Source organism: Neobacillus sp. NPDC093182, assembly GCF_044754045.1.
The window spans coordinates 98,801-114,260 of the sequence record NZ_JBIVOI010000010.1; the positions used below are offsets into that span (position 1 = coordinate 98,801).

16 protein-coding genes are annotated in these 15,460 nt (G+C 37.0%); 5 read left to right on the forward strand and 11 right to left on the reverse strand.

The features are described 5' to 3' along the window. Positions 1-109 precede the first annotated feature (109 nt). On the reverse strand, positions 110-1,348 hold the full coding sequence (gene sstT, locus ACIQAA_RS18545; RefSeq protein WP_402622193.1) for a serine/threonine transporter SstT: 1,239 nt from the start codon (positions 1,346-1,348) through the stop codon (positions 110-112). A gap of 401 nt (positions 1,349-1,749) precedes the next feature. Here sstT and ACIQAA_RS18550 point away from each other — a divergent pair, with 401 nt between their 5' ends. Both ACIQAA_RS18550 and ACIQAA_RS18555 read left to right on the forward strand, forming a co-directional pair. Further along, a complete protein-coding gene (locus ACIQAA_RS18550; protein WP_402622195.1) occupies positions 1,750-2,058 on the forward strand; it encodes a hypothetical protein in 309 nt (102 codons plus the stop codon). A gap of 222 nt (positions 2,059-2,280) precedes the next feature. Then, positions 2,281-3,780 (forward strand): MHYT domain-containing protein, encoded by a 1,500-nt coding sequence (locus ACIQAA_RS18555; protein ID WP_402622197.1) that lies wholly within the window; start codon positions 2,281-2,283, stop codon positions 3,778-3,780. A gap of 36 nt (positions 3,781-3,816) precedes the next feature. On the opposite strand, the gene ACIQAA_RS18560 is transcribed toward ACIQAA_RS18555, so the two are convergent. From ACIQAA_RS18560 to ACIQAA_RS18570, 3 genes are all read right to left on the reverse strand, one after another. After that, entirely contained in the window at positions 3,817-4,236 is a 420-nt protein-coding gene (locus ACIQAA_RS18560) for a hypothetical protein (protein ID WP_402622199.1), read from the reverse strand. A gap of 164 nt (positions 4,237-4,400) precedes the next feature. Continuing rightward, complete coding sequence (locus ACIQAA_RS18565; protein WP_402622201.1) at positions 4,401-6,164, reverse strand: acyltransferase family protein; 1,764 nt, start codon at positions 6,162-6,164, stop codon at positions 4,401-4,403. 155 nt (positions 6,165-6,319) lie between these two features. Continuing rightward, positions 6,320-6,886 (reverse strand): DUF4256 domain-containing protein, encoded by a 567-nt coding sequence (locus ACIQAA_RS18570; protein WP_402622202.1) that lies wholly within the window; start codon positions 6,884-6,886, stop codon positions 6,320-6,322. A 244-nt stretch (positions 6,887-7,130) separates the two neighbouring features. Between ACIQAA_RS18570 and ACIQAA_RS18575 the strand changes: the two genes are divergently transcribed. The 3 genes from ACIQAA_RS18575 (at position 7,131) to ACIQAA_RS18585 (ending at position 8,394) form a co-directional block, all read left to right on the forward strand. After that, a complete protein-coding gene (locus ACIQAA_RS18575) occupies positions 7,131-7,763 on the forward strand; it encodes a LysE family translocator (RefSeq protein WP_402622204.1) in 633 nt (210 codons plus the stop codon). Between the two features lie 106 nt (positions 7,764-7,869). After that, entirely contained in the window at positions 7,870-8,034 is a 165-nt protein-coding gene (locus ACIQAA_RS18580) for a hypothetical protein (protein ID WP_402622205.1), read from the forward strand. A 51-nt stretch (positions 8,035-8,085) separates the two neighbouring features. Then, positions 8,086-8,394, forward strand: a complete 309-nt coding sequence (locus ACIQAA_RS18585) for a GNAT family N-acetyltransferase (RefSeq protein ID WP_402622207.1) — start codon at positions 8,086-8,088, stop codon at positions 8,392-8,394. 204 nt (positions 8,395-8,598) lie between these two features. Here ACIQAA_RS18585 and ACIQAA_RS18590 read toward each other — a convergent pair whose 3' ends face one another. From ACIQAA_RS18590 to ACIQAA_RS18620, 7 genes are all read right to left on the reverse strand, one after another. Then, on the reverse strand, positions 8,599-9,699 hold the full coding sequence (locus tag ACIQAA_RS18590; protein WP_402622209.1) for a Ger(x)C family spore germination protein: 1,101 nt from the start codon (positions 9,697-9,699) through the stop codon (positions 8,599-8,601). Beyond that, positions 9,689-10,816 (reverse strand): GerAB/ArcD/ProY family transporter, encoded by a 1,128-nt coding sequence (locus tag ACIQAA_RS18595; RefSeq protein ID WP_402622211.1) that lies wholly within the window; start codon positions 10,814-10,816, stop codon positions 9,689-9,691. The genes ACIQAA_RS18590 and ACIQAA_RS18595 overlap by 11 nt, the downstream gene beginning before the upstream one ends. Continuing rightward, positions 10,794-12,317: a spore germination protein gene (locus tag ACIQAA_RS18600; protein WP_402622213.1), complete on the reverse strand. Its 1,524-nt coding sequence runs from the start codon at positions 12,315-12,317 to the stop codon at positions 10,794-10,796. The genes ACIQAA_RS18595 and ACIQAA_RS18600 overlap by 23 nt, the downstream gene beginning before the upstream one ends. A 201-nt stretch (positions 12,318-12,518) precedes the next feature. After that, positions 12,519-13,067 carry a pyridoxamine 5'-phosphate oxidase family protein gene (locus ACIQAA_RS18605; RefSeq protein WP_402622215.1) on the reverse strand — a complete coding sequence of 183 codons (549 nt, stop codon included), beginning with the start codon at positions 13,065-13,067 and terminating at the stop codon, positions 12,519-12,521. A gap of 567 nt (positions 13,068-13,634) precedes the next feature. Then, positions 13,635-14,132, reverse strand: coding sequence for a hypothetical protein (locus tag ACIQAA_RS18610; protein WP_402622217.1), 498 nt, complete (start codon positions 14,130-14,132; stop codon positions 13,635-13,637). Between the two features lie 238 nt (positions 14,133-14,370). Then, positions 14,371-14,631 (reverse strand): hypothetical protein, encoded by a 261-nt coding sequence (locus ACIQAA_RS18615; protein ID WP_402622218.1) that lies wholly within the window; start codon positions 14,629-14,631, stop codon positions 14,371-14,373. Positions 14,632-14,977: 346 nt separating this feature from the next. Further along, positions 14,978-15,445 carry a P-loop nucleotide/nucleoside kinase family protein gene (locus ACIQAA_RS18620; RefSeq protein ID WP_402622220.1) on the reverse strand — a complete coding sequence of 156 codons (468 nt, stop codon included), beginning with the start codon at positions 15,443-15,445 and terminating at the stop codon, positions 14,978-14,980. Positions 15,446-15,460: the final 15 nt, after the last annotated feature.

Consider the following 15,460-nt stretch of genomic DNA (forward strand, 5'->3'; position numbering starts at 1 on the left):
CCTCTTACTAAAACATACGTTTAACGTGCCATTTTTGATCCCTAAATAAAAAAAATCCCTTTTGTCCTACAGGTCCAGCCTGTCTTCACAAAAGGGATTAATCTGCTTATTATGCTACTTTTTTGATATCGACTTTTTTACCTTCTTGTATCCTCTTCTTATAATCAGCTGTTGCTGTGAAAAGAACATCTGTTGAGGAGTTAAGTGCCGTTTCAAAAGAATCTTGTAAAACCCCGATGACAAAACCTACTCCAACTACCTGCATCGCTACATCATTAGGAATTCCGAATAAGCTGCAAGCAAGCGGGATCAATAAAAGTGATCCGCCGGCAACGCCAGATGCTCCACACGCACAAATCGCTGCAACGACGCTGAGGAGAATGGCTGTAGGGATGTCCACTTGAATGTTTAGTGTATGAACGGCTGCAAGGGTTAACACGGAGATCGTAACCGCTGCACCAGCCATATTGACGGTTGCACCTAATGGAATCGATACAGAATAAGTATCTTTATCTAAATCTAGTTTTTCACATAATTTCATATTAACCGGAATATTGGCAGCAGAGCTGCGTGTAAAGAATGCTGTAATACCACTTTCCTTAATGCACTTGAAAACGAGCGGATAAGGATTCTGACGTACGTTCACGAATACGATGAGTGGATTGACAACGAAAGCCACAAAAAGCATACATCCAATCAAGATGACAAGTAATTTTCCATAGCTTAATAGTGATTCTAGTCCATTTGTTGTAATCGACTCAATGACTAGACCCATGATTCCTAATGGAGCTAACTTGATGACCCATGTAACCATTTTCGATACGGCGTCTGAAAAATTAGTAATCAAGGTTTTTGTCGTATCTGGTGCATTTCGTAAAGCCAGCCCTAGGACAATCGCCCAAGCTAAAATACCAATATAATTAGCATTGGCAATGGCATTGACCGGGTTATCGACAACGTTCAGCAGTAATGCTTTGAGAACCTCTACTACACCGCCTGGAGCTGCCATATCCTCAGCACCCTTTGTAAGAGTCATACTTACTGGGAAAATAAAGCTAACGATAACGGCAATTAAGCCAGCTAGAAACGTCCCTAAAAGATAGAGGTAAATAATCGATTTCATATTCGTTTCCTGACCACTCTTGTGCTGCGCAATGGCAGACATAACCAAGAACAGGACCAATACTGGCGCAATAGCCTTTAGTGCTCCGACAAATAAGGATCCTAAAATGACAACAGGTTTTGCCACTTCCGGAATTGCGACAGCTAGGATAATACCAATTAGTAAACCAATAGAAATTTGCTTTACCAGACTGATTTGATTCCACTTTTTCAATAAATTTTTCATAGATGTACCCCTCCCGATTGTGTTCAATCCAATTGCACCGGTACAAAGAAACATTAAGTCGTGTTCCTATATTTCTCTTAATTCGTACCCCTGTCCCCTAGAATTCTCACAAATAGAATTATAATGAATATTTAGATATATTACAATAGCTTATCGTTTAGTCTAGTATAACAACATCACAGTCGTTTATCAATAAGATATGAACGATTTTTCATTTATTTTTGATATCGTTCGTATTTCGATGTATATTAAATAAAAAAAAACTTACATCGTTCGCTTTTTATAGTTTTTGTAGAAAAATATCTATCACAAATATTTTTTATATGCAGAAGAATAAAGGAAAATAGTAGGATTTACTTTCCCATTCCATCCCTTACAATACTTAGTGGGAGGTTAGTGTTATGTTCAAAAGAATAATCATCCTTGGAGTACTGTTATCCATATTAGTTGTGTTAGTTGTAATAAAATCACAGAGTGCAGAACCTGTTTCCAAAGAAAACAATGAGTCCTCTGAATACACAACGGTTGAATACAAGATTAGTAATATTAATGGGGATCAATACCACGGGGAAAGTGATGATGGAACGAAGATCGTCTTTTCTGCTGAAAGCGTCGATTCTAGCGAAAAAATACAAGTCGGTGATGTGGTCATATGCTATTTTGAGAAAGATAATTTTGGAAAAGGGTTAATCAAAGTGGAAAAGAAATAGTGCAGCAGGGACCCAAGCCTTATCTTATTCTTAAAAAAACATGGTGATTATTTAACCAAAAACAAGCCATTCTCAATTGAGGATGGCTTTGCTATTTTATGTATAATCCTTTTAGGTTTCATTATTATTTGGGTATAATTTACCATTTTTGGGTATTTCGTTATAATATCCGGCTTGGAAGTGAATCATGGTAGAAATATAAACTATTTGGAAGTGTTAACCATGGAGCATAATATGACCGGGACCTATAACGATTACTGGTTCGTTTTTTCAATCTTTGTTGGAATCCTTTTTTCCTACATAGCGTTAGATCTCCGCTGGAAAATGATTATTTTTAAAAATTTCAAATACAATCTTTGGTTATTAGGCTGTGCGATTGCTATGGGTATTGGGATTTGGACCATGCACTTTGTTGGCATGTTTACGATGAATATGCCAAGTCATAGCGAGTATGATGCCAGGATTGTATTGCTTTCACTGTTGATTTCCATATCGGGTACTGGCCTCGCCTTCTTTATGATGAAAAGGAATCATAATAGGCTCTTTATATCAAGTCTGTTTATGGGCGGCGGAATCGTTGGTATGCACTATTTAGGTATGGAGGCCATGCATTTGAACTTCTCCATATCCTATAACCCGGCAATCGTGCTTTTTTCGTTATTGATTGCTTTTACTGCTGCATTTGGATCACTATGGGTACTTTTCTTTTTTAATCATCATCGCTCCATGAATTTTCATTGCCGAGTATTAAGCAGTATCCTAATGGGAATTGGAATCGCTGGAATGCATTATATAGGGATGTGGGGCACGAAACTTCATTATCAGCCATCCCTTCTACCTTCAGCTGCCTATTATTCAGTAAGTTCCAGTACCTTGAGTTCTTTCATCAGCGTCCCTGCTATTATCGTCGTATTGATTATGTTATTATCCAGCGCCTTCCTGGATAGAAAGCTGATTGAACATATGAAGGACCTGAATAACCATGAGAAAAAGTTAAGAGAATCTGAGAAACTATCACTGGTAGGAGAACTTGCGGCTGGTGTAGCACATGAAATTAGAAACCCATTAACGACTTTAAAAGGATTTGCGCAAATGATGAATGAAAATACCGATCCCGAATCCACTAAACGATATTCCAAGATTATGATTGATGAAATAAACAGGATCAATTTTATCGTGAGTGAGTTTATGGTCCTTTCTAAACCCCATATCGTTCAATTTACTTTAACGGATATTTCGCAAAGCATAAAAAATGTGATTACCCTTTTAAATACACAGGCAATCATCAAAAATATTGAAATCATCCCGCAATTTATCGGAGAGCGATTTATCATTAAATGCGAAGAAAATCAAATTAAGCAAGTGATGGCCAATCTGATCAAGAACTCCATAGAAGCCTTGCCGCAAGGAGGAAAAATTCAGATTAGAATGGAACATCAAGATATGAATCTTGTCATATCGGTGATGGATAACGGTGTGGGGATATCGAGGGAAAATCTTCCTTTATTAGGCACCCCCTTCTATACGACAAAAACGGAGGGTACCGGTTTGGGGCTAATGGTGAGCAAAAAAATCATTCAAAATCACAATGGGAAGTTAGAAATCAAAAGTGTTCCAAACATCGCTACAACGGTAACGATTACCTTACCCACAGAACTTAGCCATTTAGATTATGTAAAAATGAATCATAAAGATGATCCCACTTTGTCCCAATCTTCTTAAGTTGAACGGCCTTACCATACCAAAGGTAAAGCTTTTTTATTGGTTTCTTAAGATAATCATTCCTGTAATCATCGGTACGACCATGAGCAACCCGACCATTAGTGTGGGAATGGGTAATCGACTAGAAAAGATGGCACCAAATTCACCAAGAAACCCACCTATCAAAAATGGGATGGCCGATTTGGTTTTGTCTGCATTGGGCTTAGCAAAATACCAGGCATCCCAAACCGTATAGGCATAAAATCCAGGATAAAATAACACGTATTGGAAATTGGCTGTCTCTAAAGCTTTTTGGTGGAAGCCGTTAAAATCTAGATGAATGGCAGTATTGATTCTTCCAAATACATTATCATAATGTTCCACAATCAGAAGAAAAACACTTTTTAGAAATTGTCGATTATAGAGTTGACCAAATCCAGGCATAAGCATGGAAAATAACGCTGCAAGATTCCTCATGAATAACTCCTTTGTACGATGTTTGCTTATTCCGTTTAATGGAAGTATTTATTATACTTACCAATTATTTGGAAATGAATCGAAATAAAAAATTACAAATATCGACATTTTCCGACCAATTCTACATTGCTAGTAAAAAAATGCAGAGCAAATTCGGAAGCGATTTACTCTGCTACTATAGCGGCAATGAGGTTGGCATAGGTTTCACCGCCAGCCCTCGTTAAATGAACACCATCATCTGCAAAAAACTCCGGGTGGCCGGTACTGGCACTATACCAATCTACAAGAACGGTATTTGGCATACTGTTAACGACTTCCTCTAACGTACGATTCACAGTGGTTTCCCAGACACGCGGTACTCGACAGTTTACTAAATACACCTTTTTATTTTCCAAGCTTTTAATTACATTTAGTAAGTCTGTTTTCACAAAAGGTCCATTGGTTCCAAGTTGAATAATCACATTTTCACCTAATTGCCCGCTGCTCTCTAGCTGCTGAATTACCTCAGGCACCTCAGCCATTTGCCGGCCGACACGGTAATCGATCACCGCCTCTGGAAAATGGTTTTTAAAGAATGGAGCAACATCATGGAGAATCGAATCACCAATCACCGTAATCGTTTTCAAATCAGGAGCTGGTTCAGGTTCGATGATAGGATCATGGTTGAATTCAATCTCCTTGATCGTTTCGAACGTTAAGGGTACTTTAGTCGTAACACTAACTGTTGTTTTGGCAGCAAATGTGACTCCTATTCCGATGACCAATGCGAAAAGTACTGCACTACTTCCTAAAGCAACCCTTTGTTGAAAGTTGGTTAGTTTTTTAAAGGCGGTTAACGTAAATTTAATCCGCCCTTTTCTAAACGGAGATTCCACATAACGATAGGATAAAGCCGAAATAATCAGCGTGGCACCTATTTGTAAGATGATTCTCCGAATGTTTAGTCCATCTGTGTTAATAATCGGTGTGGTTAGAATAATAATCGGATAATGCCACAAATAGATACCATAAGAACGAACCCCAATCCATCGCAAAGGCTTTACACTTAGCCATTTCGCCAGTCTGCTTGCAGGATGAGCTAATGCTGCTACAACGAGAGTGGTAATAACGGATAATAGAAGCATGCCTCCCTGATAATGAAAAGAGTCAAATTCTGATGTAACCATAAACATTATGATGAGCAGTAATAATCCCGTTATTCCCACAATTTCTAGAACCCAGCCAGCATTTCTTGGTAAGGTCTTCGATAATCTTTGACTTGGCCAAACGCAGGCAAGTGCAGCCCCTAGCAACAGTGAAAAAGCTCGAGTATCCGTTCCATAATACACACGTGAAGGATCTTCTCCCGGTGTATAAAGGACTGCCATTAACCAAGCAGAAATCATAACACCAACGAGAGTAGCCATAACTAAAAATCTTATTCTTTTTATAAAAGTTAAACCAAGAATCACCAGCAGCGGCCAAATAAGATAAAATTGCTCCTCAATACCCAATGACCAAATATGAGTGAGCGGTGAAGCAGGACCAAAGCTATCAAAATAGGAAACTTCGTGTAAAATGTACCACCAATTTGTAACATATAGAAGTGAAGGAAGAAAATCTGAACGTAATTTTTCAAACGAAGGATGGTTGGTGAAGATTACCCATGAGGTAACGATAAAAATCATGGACAATAAAGCAGGTGCCAGTCGACGAAAACGGCGAATCATAAAGCGAACGTAGTCAATTTTATTGTATTTGTTCCATTCATCAATAAGGATGTCTGTAATCAAGTAGCCGGATAAAACAAAGAAAACCGTAACACCTGAAAATCCCCCCTGAAACCATGGGATATTCAGATGGTAAAGAATAACCCCAAGGACCGCTAGGGCTCTAAGTCCATCGATTCCTGGCATATACCTGCGCCTATCTTTGCTCGGGACTTCCATTCCATCCTCTCCCCCCTTATTGTTGAAAGGATAAAAAAACATTAGAGGTTAATACGCCCCTAATGTTTCTTATGATTACTAACGTTTAATCATTCCCAAAAAACCTTTTTGTCCCTGTTTAAACCTATTTCAAATTATACATATATGTATTTTCGCTAGACCCTTAGTGCGCCGCGGAAACCCCTTGCTGCATAATAGGAATCTGCTCCATTATGGTATACAAAGACAGTATCGTAGCGACGATCACAAAAGAGGGCCCCGCCAAGTTTTCTTATATTAGCAGGTGTTTGCACCCAGCTCGACGTTTTTAAATCGAATTTTCCAAGTTTCTGAAGCTCCCGGTATTGTTCTTCTGTTAAAAGTTCAATGCCTATTTCAGCTGCCAAATCCATCGCGCTATTTTCTGGTTTGTGATTTTTCCTTGCGTCCAGTGCTGCACGGTCAAAACAAACACTTCTGCGGCCTTTAGGACTTTCTGCAGAACAATCATAAAATAGGTATTCGCCCGTCTCTTGATCAAGTCCCACCACATCCGGTTCACCGCCAGTCCCTTCCATTTCATTGAGCGACCACAGTTTTTCAGGATTAGCAACGAGCTTAGCTTGTACATCAGCCCACTCAAGGCCATCGTGTCGATTTATGTTTTTCTCAAAACGGGCTTTCAAAATTTCGAGCAATTCTTCACGTTGTTCTGGTGATAACTCCTTATTTCCCTTTGTCATATTCGTTTCCTCCCTGTTTTTACTCATAATTATATACGTACTCAACTGCTTTTTAGTTCAATTACCCATATAAGAACGTTAATTCTTATTATAAAATAAAGCACACGTTACTACAATTGCACCACGTAGGTTAACAAGAAATCCATTAAATTAGATTTATATTTATTTAATACCAAATTTTATATATAATTCAATCTAAGAATCGAAAATTCTGAACTTATCATACTCAGAAAGGAATAATAAAATGGAAAACTTTTATCTGTTTGTTCTTATGTGTATTCTTCTTATTATTTTACCCGGTCCCGATACTGCCATTGCTACAAAAAATACGGTCATCGTTGGTAAAATCGGGGGGCTTAAAACAGCTTTAGGTACTTGTTGTGCCCTTCTTATCCATACTTCTGCTGCTGTATTAGGACTTTCAGCCATTATTGTGAAATCAGCGTTATTATTTTCTATCTTCAAATACGTTGGTGCTGTTTATTTAATTTATCTGGGTGTTAAGACATTATGGTCTTTGAAGAAAAAAGAAGAAGCAGCAAGCGTTGAGATGAACACGAAAAAACAGTTTGTGAACACCTCCTGTTTTAAACAAGGGTTCCTTACAAATATCCTAAATCCCAAAGTTGCGGTCTTTTTCTTAACCTTTTTGCCTCAATTTGTGGATGCTGGAAGCAATACCTTTACACCGTTTCTTTTAATGGGTATCACGTATACTGTATTGACTGCACTATGGTTTTTACTTTATGTCTATCTAATTAATCAGATTAGTGCTTTTATGAAAAAACCTAAAACACAAAAAATGATTGAAGGAATCACGGGTACTATATTGATAGGTTTTGGAATAAAACTAGCACTTGAAAAGGCTCATCATTAAATGTTTATTTTTTATATAGCAAGACCCTTGATTTTCCCAAATCGAAGGGTCTTAGTTTTGCCGTACTATTAATATACAAACATTAACAAAATGGATGATGAAAGATATGTTCAAGAATGCAAAAATAGAAACTGTCCGATTAATCCTTCTGCCTCTTATAGAAGAAGATGTAATGCCTATCTTTAAAATGGCAACAGAAGCTAGTCACTTTAAGTATCAGCCTGACCTTCCCCCTGCCACGGTGAGTGAGATTGAAAGCCTTGTTAAGTGATCTCAAACCTGTAATCTTAATAATACTCCTGAGAAAATACATAAATTTAATTTGGCTTTTGTGTTAAAGGACACGTTAGAAACGATTGGGATTGGCGGACTTGGACCTCATGATATCGATAATCAAGAAATTGAGATCTACTACGGCATCCAAGAAGCCTACCAAGGATGTGGATTAGCCACTGAAGCTGCGGAAGCCATTCTGGATTATTGTCTTAACACCATCGGCTTAAAAAAAGTCATCGCAACCGTACATCCGGAAAATACTGCCTCTAAAAGAATAATAGAGAGACTAGGTATGAAATATAATAAGACATTATCAAGATTTACAGGGGAAAATAGTAATTTTAACGGTTATTAGCTTTATGAAATTTTAAATTCAAAATAAAAAGGTACACATATATAACGTAGTACAATCCTAAAGCCAAATAAATCCAAAAAAAAAACGCTTTCTGTCGTATTCTCGTTATTACATAAATTAATGAACGCTAGATGTAGAAAAAAGAAGTGAGTTTCTCTACACTAGCGTTTCGTTTAATTAAAATAGTAGAGCTATTTCCTAAATTCATTTTGATCTTCCTGTATTAATCAGATCTACTTTTACTTTAACTTTAAAACTCAAGTTTGAGTAAATTTTATCCCAGTTCATCTTGTTCCATCTTTCATATGGTAAACGATTTCGTACCACTTTTCCTATTCCAATAGGATCTGTCTGATATTTTTGTAATTTGTTAAACAGCTTTTTTGAATTGGTGTTTAAATAATTTTCAACCTGTTTTTCCAATTGTCTTTGATGCTTCTCTTCACTTAAATCCATTGGACCTGTGTATGCAATGACGCTACCTTTTATATCTAATATTATTTCAACCTTCAGATTCTCGTTTGCGTTCACTTTTTTATCATTAGCAGAATTGATACTACTTAAGTAAAGCTGTTCATTCTTTCCTGACTCTTCATCATGAACACTAATCATTAAACTGCCATGTTTGATGTCTCCGCTTAAAAAATTAAGGATGTGTGTTTCACTTAAAGTGAGGTGAGTAACATATTGATCTTTTTTAAAAGTACCCAATCCTTTTAATTCAATTTTCTCACCTTCATATGATAAAACTGGTAAAACCGGATCAATACCATCGTCGTAATAATCTCTTAAAAAACGATATTTATTAGTATTTAAAACGTTATTTTGTATACCTAATTTCTCGATGAACGTAAAAAGGTATTCTGCATTATCTGAAATAGAGGGCATCTTTTTTTTTAGTAGCTCTTCTCCTTTTCCCTCTACGATAGCAAATTTAACTCGTGTTCCGACCTGTGGATCCCTTGTAAACGTCTCAACAACATTTATAAGTCCTTTTTTTGAGAGTTCCTCCCCAAACAGAATCGTACTCTGCCCTCCAACAAGGTTTAAATTTGTTAAATTCTGAAGTTTATTGTAAGTGTCATGAGTTGATTTTCCATTAACAGTTAAAGTCTGAGTATCAAACGTTCCTTCTTTAGAAACTGCGGGAAATAAGACAGTTGTTCTAAGTGGATTTTCTTTACTTTCAGACATATCGAAAGCAACAGATTGAATAATTCCTAAATCTTCAATAATATTACTTGTTCCGCAACCTGTTAAAAACAAAGCACATATTGTAATCAATACAGTAATTTTATTTTGCATGATCCGTCTCCCTATTAAGGCGGTTTTTCAGATTTTGAATAAAAAGGAGGCATAGCACAAAGACAGGTAATGCCCAAGCTATACCTATTGCATAATTACTCAGCCACTTTAACCACTTTTCGACATCCACAATGGAATCTGGGACCAATGCAAGGATAAATCCACTTGATAGTATTAGGAAAATCCAAACATTAGGCTTAATACTTTTCATCATATTTCCAAAAATTTGCTGTGCTCCCCAGTAATATATGACAATTGTTGTTAATACCTTGAATGCAAAAACGGAAAAGCAGAGATTTTCGGCTCGTGAAAGGAAAGGAACTTCTGTATATTCAAACAATGTCATAACTGGGTATTTATCATTTAAAATTTGATTGAAGCTAAAAAAGCCAAAGCTTAAAAAAAGGACAGTTAAATAAAGCAACGTGGAGATAATATTTCCAATAAAAAGAGCCTTTGTCCATTTTTTTTCTACCATAGGGAAAAAAAGAATGGAAACTTCAATACCCAAAAAAGCTGAATAAACATGAAGTGCCCCTTTGAAATAATCCGTTTCTCCTTTAAAAAAGAAAGTAGTAAAACGTGCAAATTCAAATTCTGGAAATAGATAAAAAATTAAAAAAAGCATCAGCTCTACGAAGAAGAATAAAACCACACTGGCTTTAGCTATGTTGTAGATTCCACCTCTTAATAATTGATAACTAATAATAGTAAATAAAATGATAAAAAGTGTGTCAGGTAAAAATGGAAAAAACATCAATTTATATATGAAGATATATTCCCTCATAATCATGCTTGCTATTCCAATCCAAACACCAATGATAAACAAATAGATGGGTACCATTACCCATTTGGGAACCGAAGCCTCCATGATTTCAAAGATTGACCTGCCTTTTCCTAGCTTATAAATGATCGCAATCATCATAAGATTAATATTTACCAGTACGAAAATGAAAATAATACTTAACCAGCCATTTGTTCCGAAATATTCGGCAGTTAGTCGAGGTAAACTATACGCGACGAGACCATTTTGAATCATCATGATTAGAATAGATAGTTGAAGTGGATGGAGTCGTTCCTTCATATGATCACCTTTAATTCCTCTCTTTTTCACCATCGTTTTGCATCAAAGATTGTGCAGGTTGTCCTTTTTTTATTTTATAAAAAGGCCCTCTCACAATACTATCCACCCAATCTTTGAAAAAGGTAGGAGAAACCGGCATAAAATAAGGTGAAGATAAATTTGTTAATCCAGTTAAGTGGACGATTAATATTCCAAAAGTAAAAAAAATCCCAATATTCCCCAAAAAACCTGCCACTAAAATAAATAGGAACCGAACGGTTCTAATGGAAGCAGTCATAATATAACTTGGGACTATGAATGAAGCAATTGCCGACACAGCTACAACTATTATTAAAATGTTACTTGTAATTCCAGCTTCAACAGCCGCTTGGCCAATCACAATACCTCCTACAATTCCAATGGTTTGACCAATTTTGGTAGGCAGTCTGGCACCTGCCTCCCTTAGCAGTTCAATTACTATTTCTAAAAATATAGCTTCAACGATAGGCGGAAAGGGTACTCTACTCCTAGACTGCATAATGCTTTGAAGTAGGGATTGTGGAATCATTTCGTAATGATAGGTACATATAGAGACATAAAAAGCTGTAAGTATTAATGTTATAAATAAGGCTAGATATCGAAGAATCCTAACCCCTGTTCCTATTATCCAACGTTGATTATAGTCATCTGGTGACTCAAAAAAATCAAAGAAACTAGAAGGGGTACAAAAAATGTTTGGACTATCCTCGACAAGTCCGATTACCTTTCCAGAATATAGTTTTGCTACAGCTATATCTGGTCTTTCAGTCGTATAAAATTGTGGAAATGGTGAATGTTGATGATCATCAATTATTTGGATCAAAACATTGGAGTCCATTATGGAATCCACTTTAACTGATTGAATCCTCTCTTTTAGCTGATCCACAATATCCATATTTACAATACCCTCAATATAGATTAGGAGAACTTTTGTTTTTGAAATGTCTCCAACAGATAACTTAATCATTTTTAAGCGAGGACTTCTTACTCTTCTTCTAATCAATGAAACGTTCGTTTTTAATGTCTCATTAAAGGAATCATGAGGCCCATTTATTACCGTTTCTGTTTCAGATTGTGAAATGGATCGCTTCTCGAATCCAGCTACATTTATTAAATAAGTATTCTCCCCAGCGAACATAGACACATTACCATCTAATATTCCATTTATTACTTTTTCTTGATTATTTTCTCGTTTAAACAGTGATTGTTGAAAAGCTTTTTCTAAATGATTGAATGACATTTCTCTTAAGGGTGAAAGTATTTCCCACTCTAACGTTTTGGAATCTACTAATGAGTCTAAATAAATAATTTGAATTTCATCCTGATTAAATGAACGATGAACAAGGTCAAAAGAATCTCCTAATTCTGTAAGTGTCTTGTCATAAGTTGCTTCTGTATATGTTTTTTCATTTGAAGCTTTGTTATTACTATTCAAATGCTGCGTTTTATGCAGATTAACAAATTCTGTATCCTTTTGTAAGAGAATGTTTTTGAGTATTGTTCGAAAGTGACCCATTTATGTTCCTTCCTTTTAATCGGGATAGTTTTATTATTTGCCATTAATTTTCAAATATGTATTTTGATACCTCTACAAAAATAGAAAGCCTTATTAAATAAAAATGCCACGAAAAATTTCGTGGCGGTCAATTTGCTTCGAAAATGTTATTCGGTCACCCATCAACGGGATGAAGTATCGCCTGAATTGTACATTGTTCCTTTACACCCGGTCGGTATGAATGGTCCTGCCTTCATAGAACATACGATCTAGGATCACTTCTTTCTCTTTGGCCGAGACGGATGATGCGATTAATTTATAGATGAAAGTTTTACTACCTAAGGGGGAAACATATCGTTCCAAATGACTCTTCCCTAGCGGTCGATCATAATAGCCTGGTACATATTTGTTCAGCATGACTTGCATGGCTTCCGTTGCCTCGTTTATATCGGTTACACGAAGCAAGGATCCTTCGATGATCACACTCATATAGGCTGTATCCGTTTTAGCGGGTATCGGACTGGTAATTGTCCCATAATTCGCGCTTACGGTGAAACAGGCCAGAGGGTTATTCTCGATGTAAGTGACTTTTCTTCCTTCTTCTGCCCCATGAAAATAGATGGCGTCATTCAGCCAAACAAAATTGAGTGGAATGACATAGGGGACGTCTTCTGAAGATAAGCCGAGAAATCCAGTTTGGGCATTTTCTAGAAAGTGCTGGATTTTGTCGGTATCAGTACAAGTGCGTTTCTGATTGCGAATGGGAAACATCTTAATTATCTCCTTTTAAAGATTTATGAAATAACTATTAGGGTGTATTTAAAGCTTGTTAAAAATTCAAGGAAGTTTGAGTATGATTGAAAGTTCTCCATATTCGCGAAACGAAAGAATAAAAATGCAGCCCCAACTTTATAGGGGCTGCGTTCCTTTCTCATGTTCTTTTTCAATTCAGCATAAATATCCCTTTAGTAAAAAATTAATGAATGCTCATGTTACTCAGGCTTTGCTAAAAGAATTCTATACCTGTCCAATTTTTAATTGTACAAGGTGTTTTCATACATGATGAATAAAGGTATTCCAATAATTCTTTGATAGTGAGCTACCATACCACTGCATCGGCATATAACTACTGTCTAAAAAGGAATCTGAAACGCTTCACTTGGCTCGACGCTCAGCCACCCCGAGTCGTCAGGTGCGATTGGGACCGACATCCTTTGGCCAGCCCCTGGCGGACCGTCGAGTGACTTTGACAGTGATCTTAGTGGTACTTTAGCCTAGTTCTGAAAACAGCTGTACACGTAGAGCATCGCCATGTCAGCGGAATCCACTAGATTCCAATTAGCGTAGCGACTTGAACGCCGTACGGATTTCTGAAGTCATAAATTCTGGCTGCTCCCAAGCTGCGAAGTGTCCGCCTTTAGGAAGTTTGTTGTAGTGGATAAGATTCGGGTATGCCTTCTTTATCCAGCTCTTTGGTGCTACATACATCTCATCCGGAAATACGCTTACGGCAACCGGGAGTTTTACACCTTTGACGGCGAAGAAGGAATTTCCGGCAACGGTGTTCTCCCAGTAGAGACGCGCCGCAGAAATAGCTGTGCTCGTAAACCAGAAGAGTGAGATGTTGTCGAGAATGTCGTCGCGAGTTAGGCCTTCTTTAATTCCGGCAAAAGCTCTCGCTTTCAGGGCATGGCTCTTCCAGTCGTGGTCAATCATAAAGGCTGCCAAACCGACAGGTGAATCCACCAGTCCGGTCAGCGACTGCGGACGCGTTCCCATTTGGAAGGCGTAGGCGAATTTATTTGCCTCTCCTAAATAAGAGTATTCAGTAATCAACTTCTCCTTTAGAATTCCTTGTTCTATTTTAATACGTTGCAATAATTTTATTTTGATCTGATTTATCCATTTATGTACAATCCACCGAAATTATCCATTTGAGTAGTATTTTGCTATTATTATTAAAGAGAATCTTTTGATATTAATTTTTACAAAGGAATATTTATATTAAACCCTCGGTGTTAAAGGAAGGTAAAAAACTCAAGGCATAAAAAAGAGGAGAGTGTGTCTCTCCTTGTTACTGAGGTTCGTGTCCGTTAATGGGCGAACCTGTTGAAGTATGATCATTTACCCAGTCAAGAGATACCTTTGAAACGGCTGACCAATTAGGGATTTGGTTGCTATGTTTCTCTACCCAACTCATACAATATTGCGGGTCTATACTCTTTTCTCCGCATTTTGCTAAGAAAGACTGAATGTTTTCCTCAGTACAGTTTTCCCATGAACCACACGTTTCTCCCCAAATCCGTTCCATTTCCTGTTTGATATCGTTTGCCATATTTGATTCCTCCTTCAATTAAATCTGACTAAAATGAGTATGTCCAAGAAGAAGAAATATATAACAGAGTATTTCAGAAATAGACTAAAACAGTTCGGTACTTTAAGGAACGTCCATAGTGGCTATTATCACTAATGAATTAGATTTCAAGGTCAATAATTTTCAATAGAATTACCTTAATTTATTATTAATCAAGCATAAATGAAATAGATAAATTCCATTTCATTTTTCTTAACTTTCTTTAGCTATTTTTCCCTTTTGTTTGAACTCCCCTTAATGATGATAGATTGATTGCCATTCATAGTGTTCTTAGTCAAGTACAGCACCAATTAATTAAATAAATAGATTATTCAAGTTCTTCTTGAGAAGGAGGTTCAAATGACTGTATCCACTCTTTAAGGATAGTCGCAGGTAATGCAAATGTATATGGAGGAAGTTGAGCGTTTCTTGCTGTAAGACGTTCTAAAAGCATCTCTTCTGGTACATCTAAAAAATGAATTTTAAAGTCAGCCCCTAATTCTGCTGCTCGCGACCGAAAATCATCACGTTCCCCACGCCCCCAAAATCCAAAGTCTAAAATTACATCTGTACCAAGAACTAAAACCCTAGCCGCAACATCCCAAAGTAGACTTTCTACTAAATCGTGTCTAGCATCGTGCTCTGTTTCATCCATATCTTGTCCAAACAAGCGAATATGCCATTCATCAGGAGTTAGACGGAGTGCAGAATATTTCTCTTCAAGTTTCCGTGCAAGCGTCGTCTTACCACTACACGGTAGACCAACCATTATATGAAGTGTCGCGATAGAACCCATCTCCAATCTTTATCT

What these genes read in the sequence shown, in the direction of transcription:
- ACIQAA_RS18570 (WP_402622202.1), bottom strand. Translation starts at nt 6,886, where the DNA reads ATGACAAAGGGAAATAAGGAGTTATCACCAGAACAACGTGAAGAATTG.
- ACIQAA_RS18560 (WP_402622199.1), bottom strand. Translation starts at nt 4,236, where the DNA reads ATGAGGAATCTTGCAGCGTTATTTTCCATGCTTATGCCTGGATTTGGT.
- ACIQAA_RS18575 (WP_402622204.1), top strand. Translation starts at nt 7,131, where the DNA reads ATGGAAAACTTTTATCTGTTTGTTCTTATGTGTATTCTTCTTATTATT.
- ACIQAA_RS18565 (WP_402622201.1), bottom strand. Translation starts at nt 6,164, where the DNA reads ATGGAAGTCCCGAGCAAAGATAGGCGCAGGTATATGCCAGGAATCGAT.
- ACIQAA_RS18620 (WP_402622220.1), bottom strand. Translation starts at nt 15,445, where the DNA reads ATGGGTTCTATCGCGACACTTCATATAATGGTTGGTCTACCGTGTAGT.
- ACIQAA_RS18555 (WP_402622197.1), top strand. Translation starts at nt 2,281, where the DNA reads ATGGAGCATAATATGACCGGGACCTATAACGATTACTGGTTCGTTTTT.
- ACIQAA_RS18550 (WP_402622195.1), top strand. Translation starts at nt 1,750, where the DNA reads ATGTTCAAAAGAATAATCATCCTTGGAGTACTGTTATCCATATTAGTT.
- ACIQAA_RS18615 (WP_402622218.1), bottom strand. Translation starts at nt 14,631, where the DNA reads ATGGCAAACGATATCAAACAGGAAATGGAACGGATTTGGGGAGAAACG.
- ACIQAA_RS18580 (WP_402622205.1), top strand. Translation starts at nt 7,870, where the DNA reads ATGTTCAAGAATGCAAAAATAGAAACTGTCCGATTAATCCTTCTGCCT.
- ACIQAA_RS18595 (WP_402622211.1), bottom strand. Translation starts at nt 10,816, where the DNA reads ATGGTGAAAAAGAGAGGAATTAAAGGTGATCATATGAAGGAACGACTC.
- sstT (WP_402622193.1), bottom strand. Translation starts at nt 1,348, where the DNA reads ATGAAAAATTTATTGAAAAAGTGGAATCAAATCAGTCTGGTAAAGCAA.
- ACIQAA_RS18590 (WP_402622209.1), bottom strand. Translation starts at nt 9,699, where the DNA reads ATGCAAAATAAAATTACTGTATTGATTACAATATGTGCTTTGTTTTTA.
- ACIQAA_RS18605 (WP_402622215.1), bottom strand. Translation starts at nt 13,067, where the DNA reads ATGTTTCCCATTCGCAATCAGAAACGCACTTGTACTGATACCGACAAA.
- ACIQAA_RS18600 (WP_402622213.1), bottom strand. Translation starts at nt 12,317, where the DNA reads ATGGGTCACTTTCGAACAATACTCAAAAACATTCTCTTACAAAAGGAT.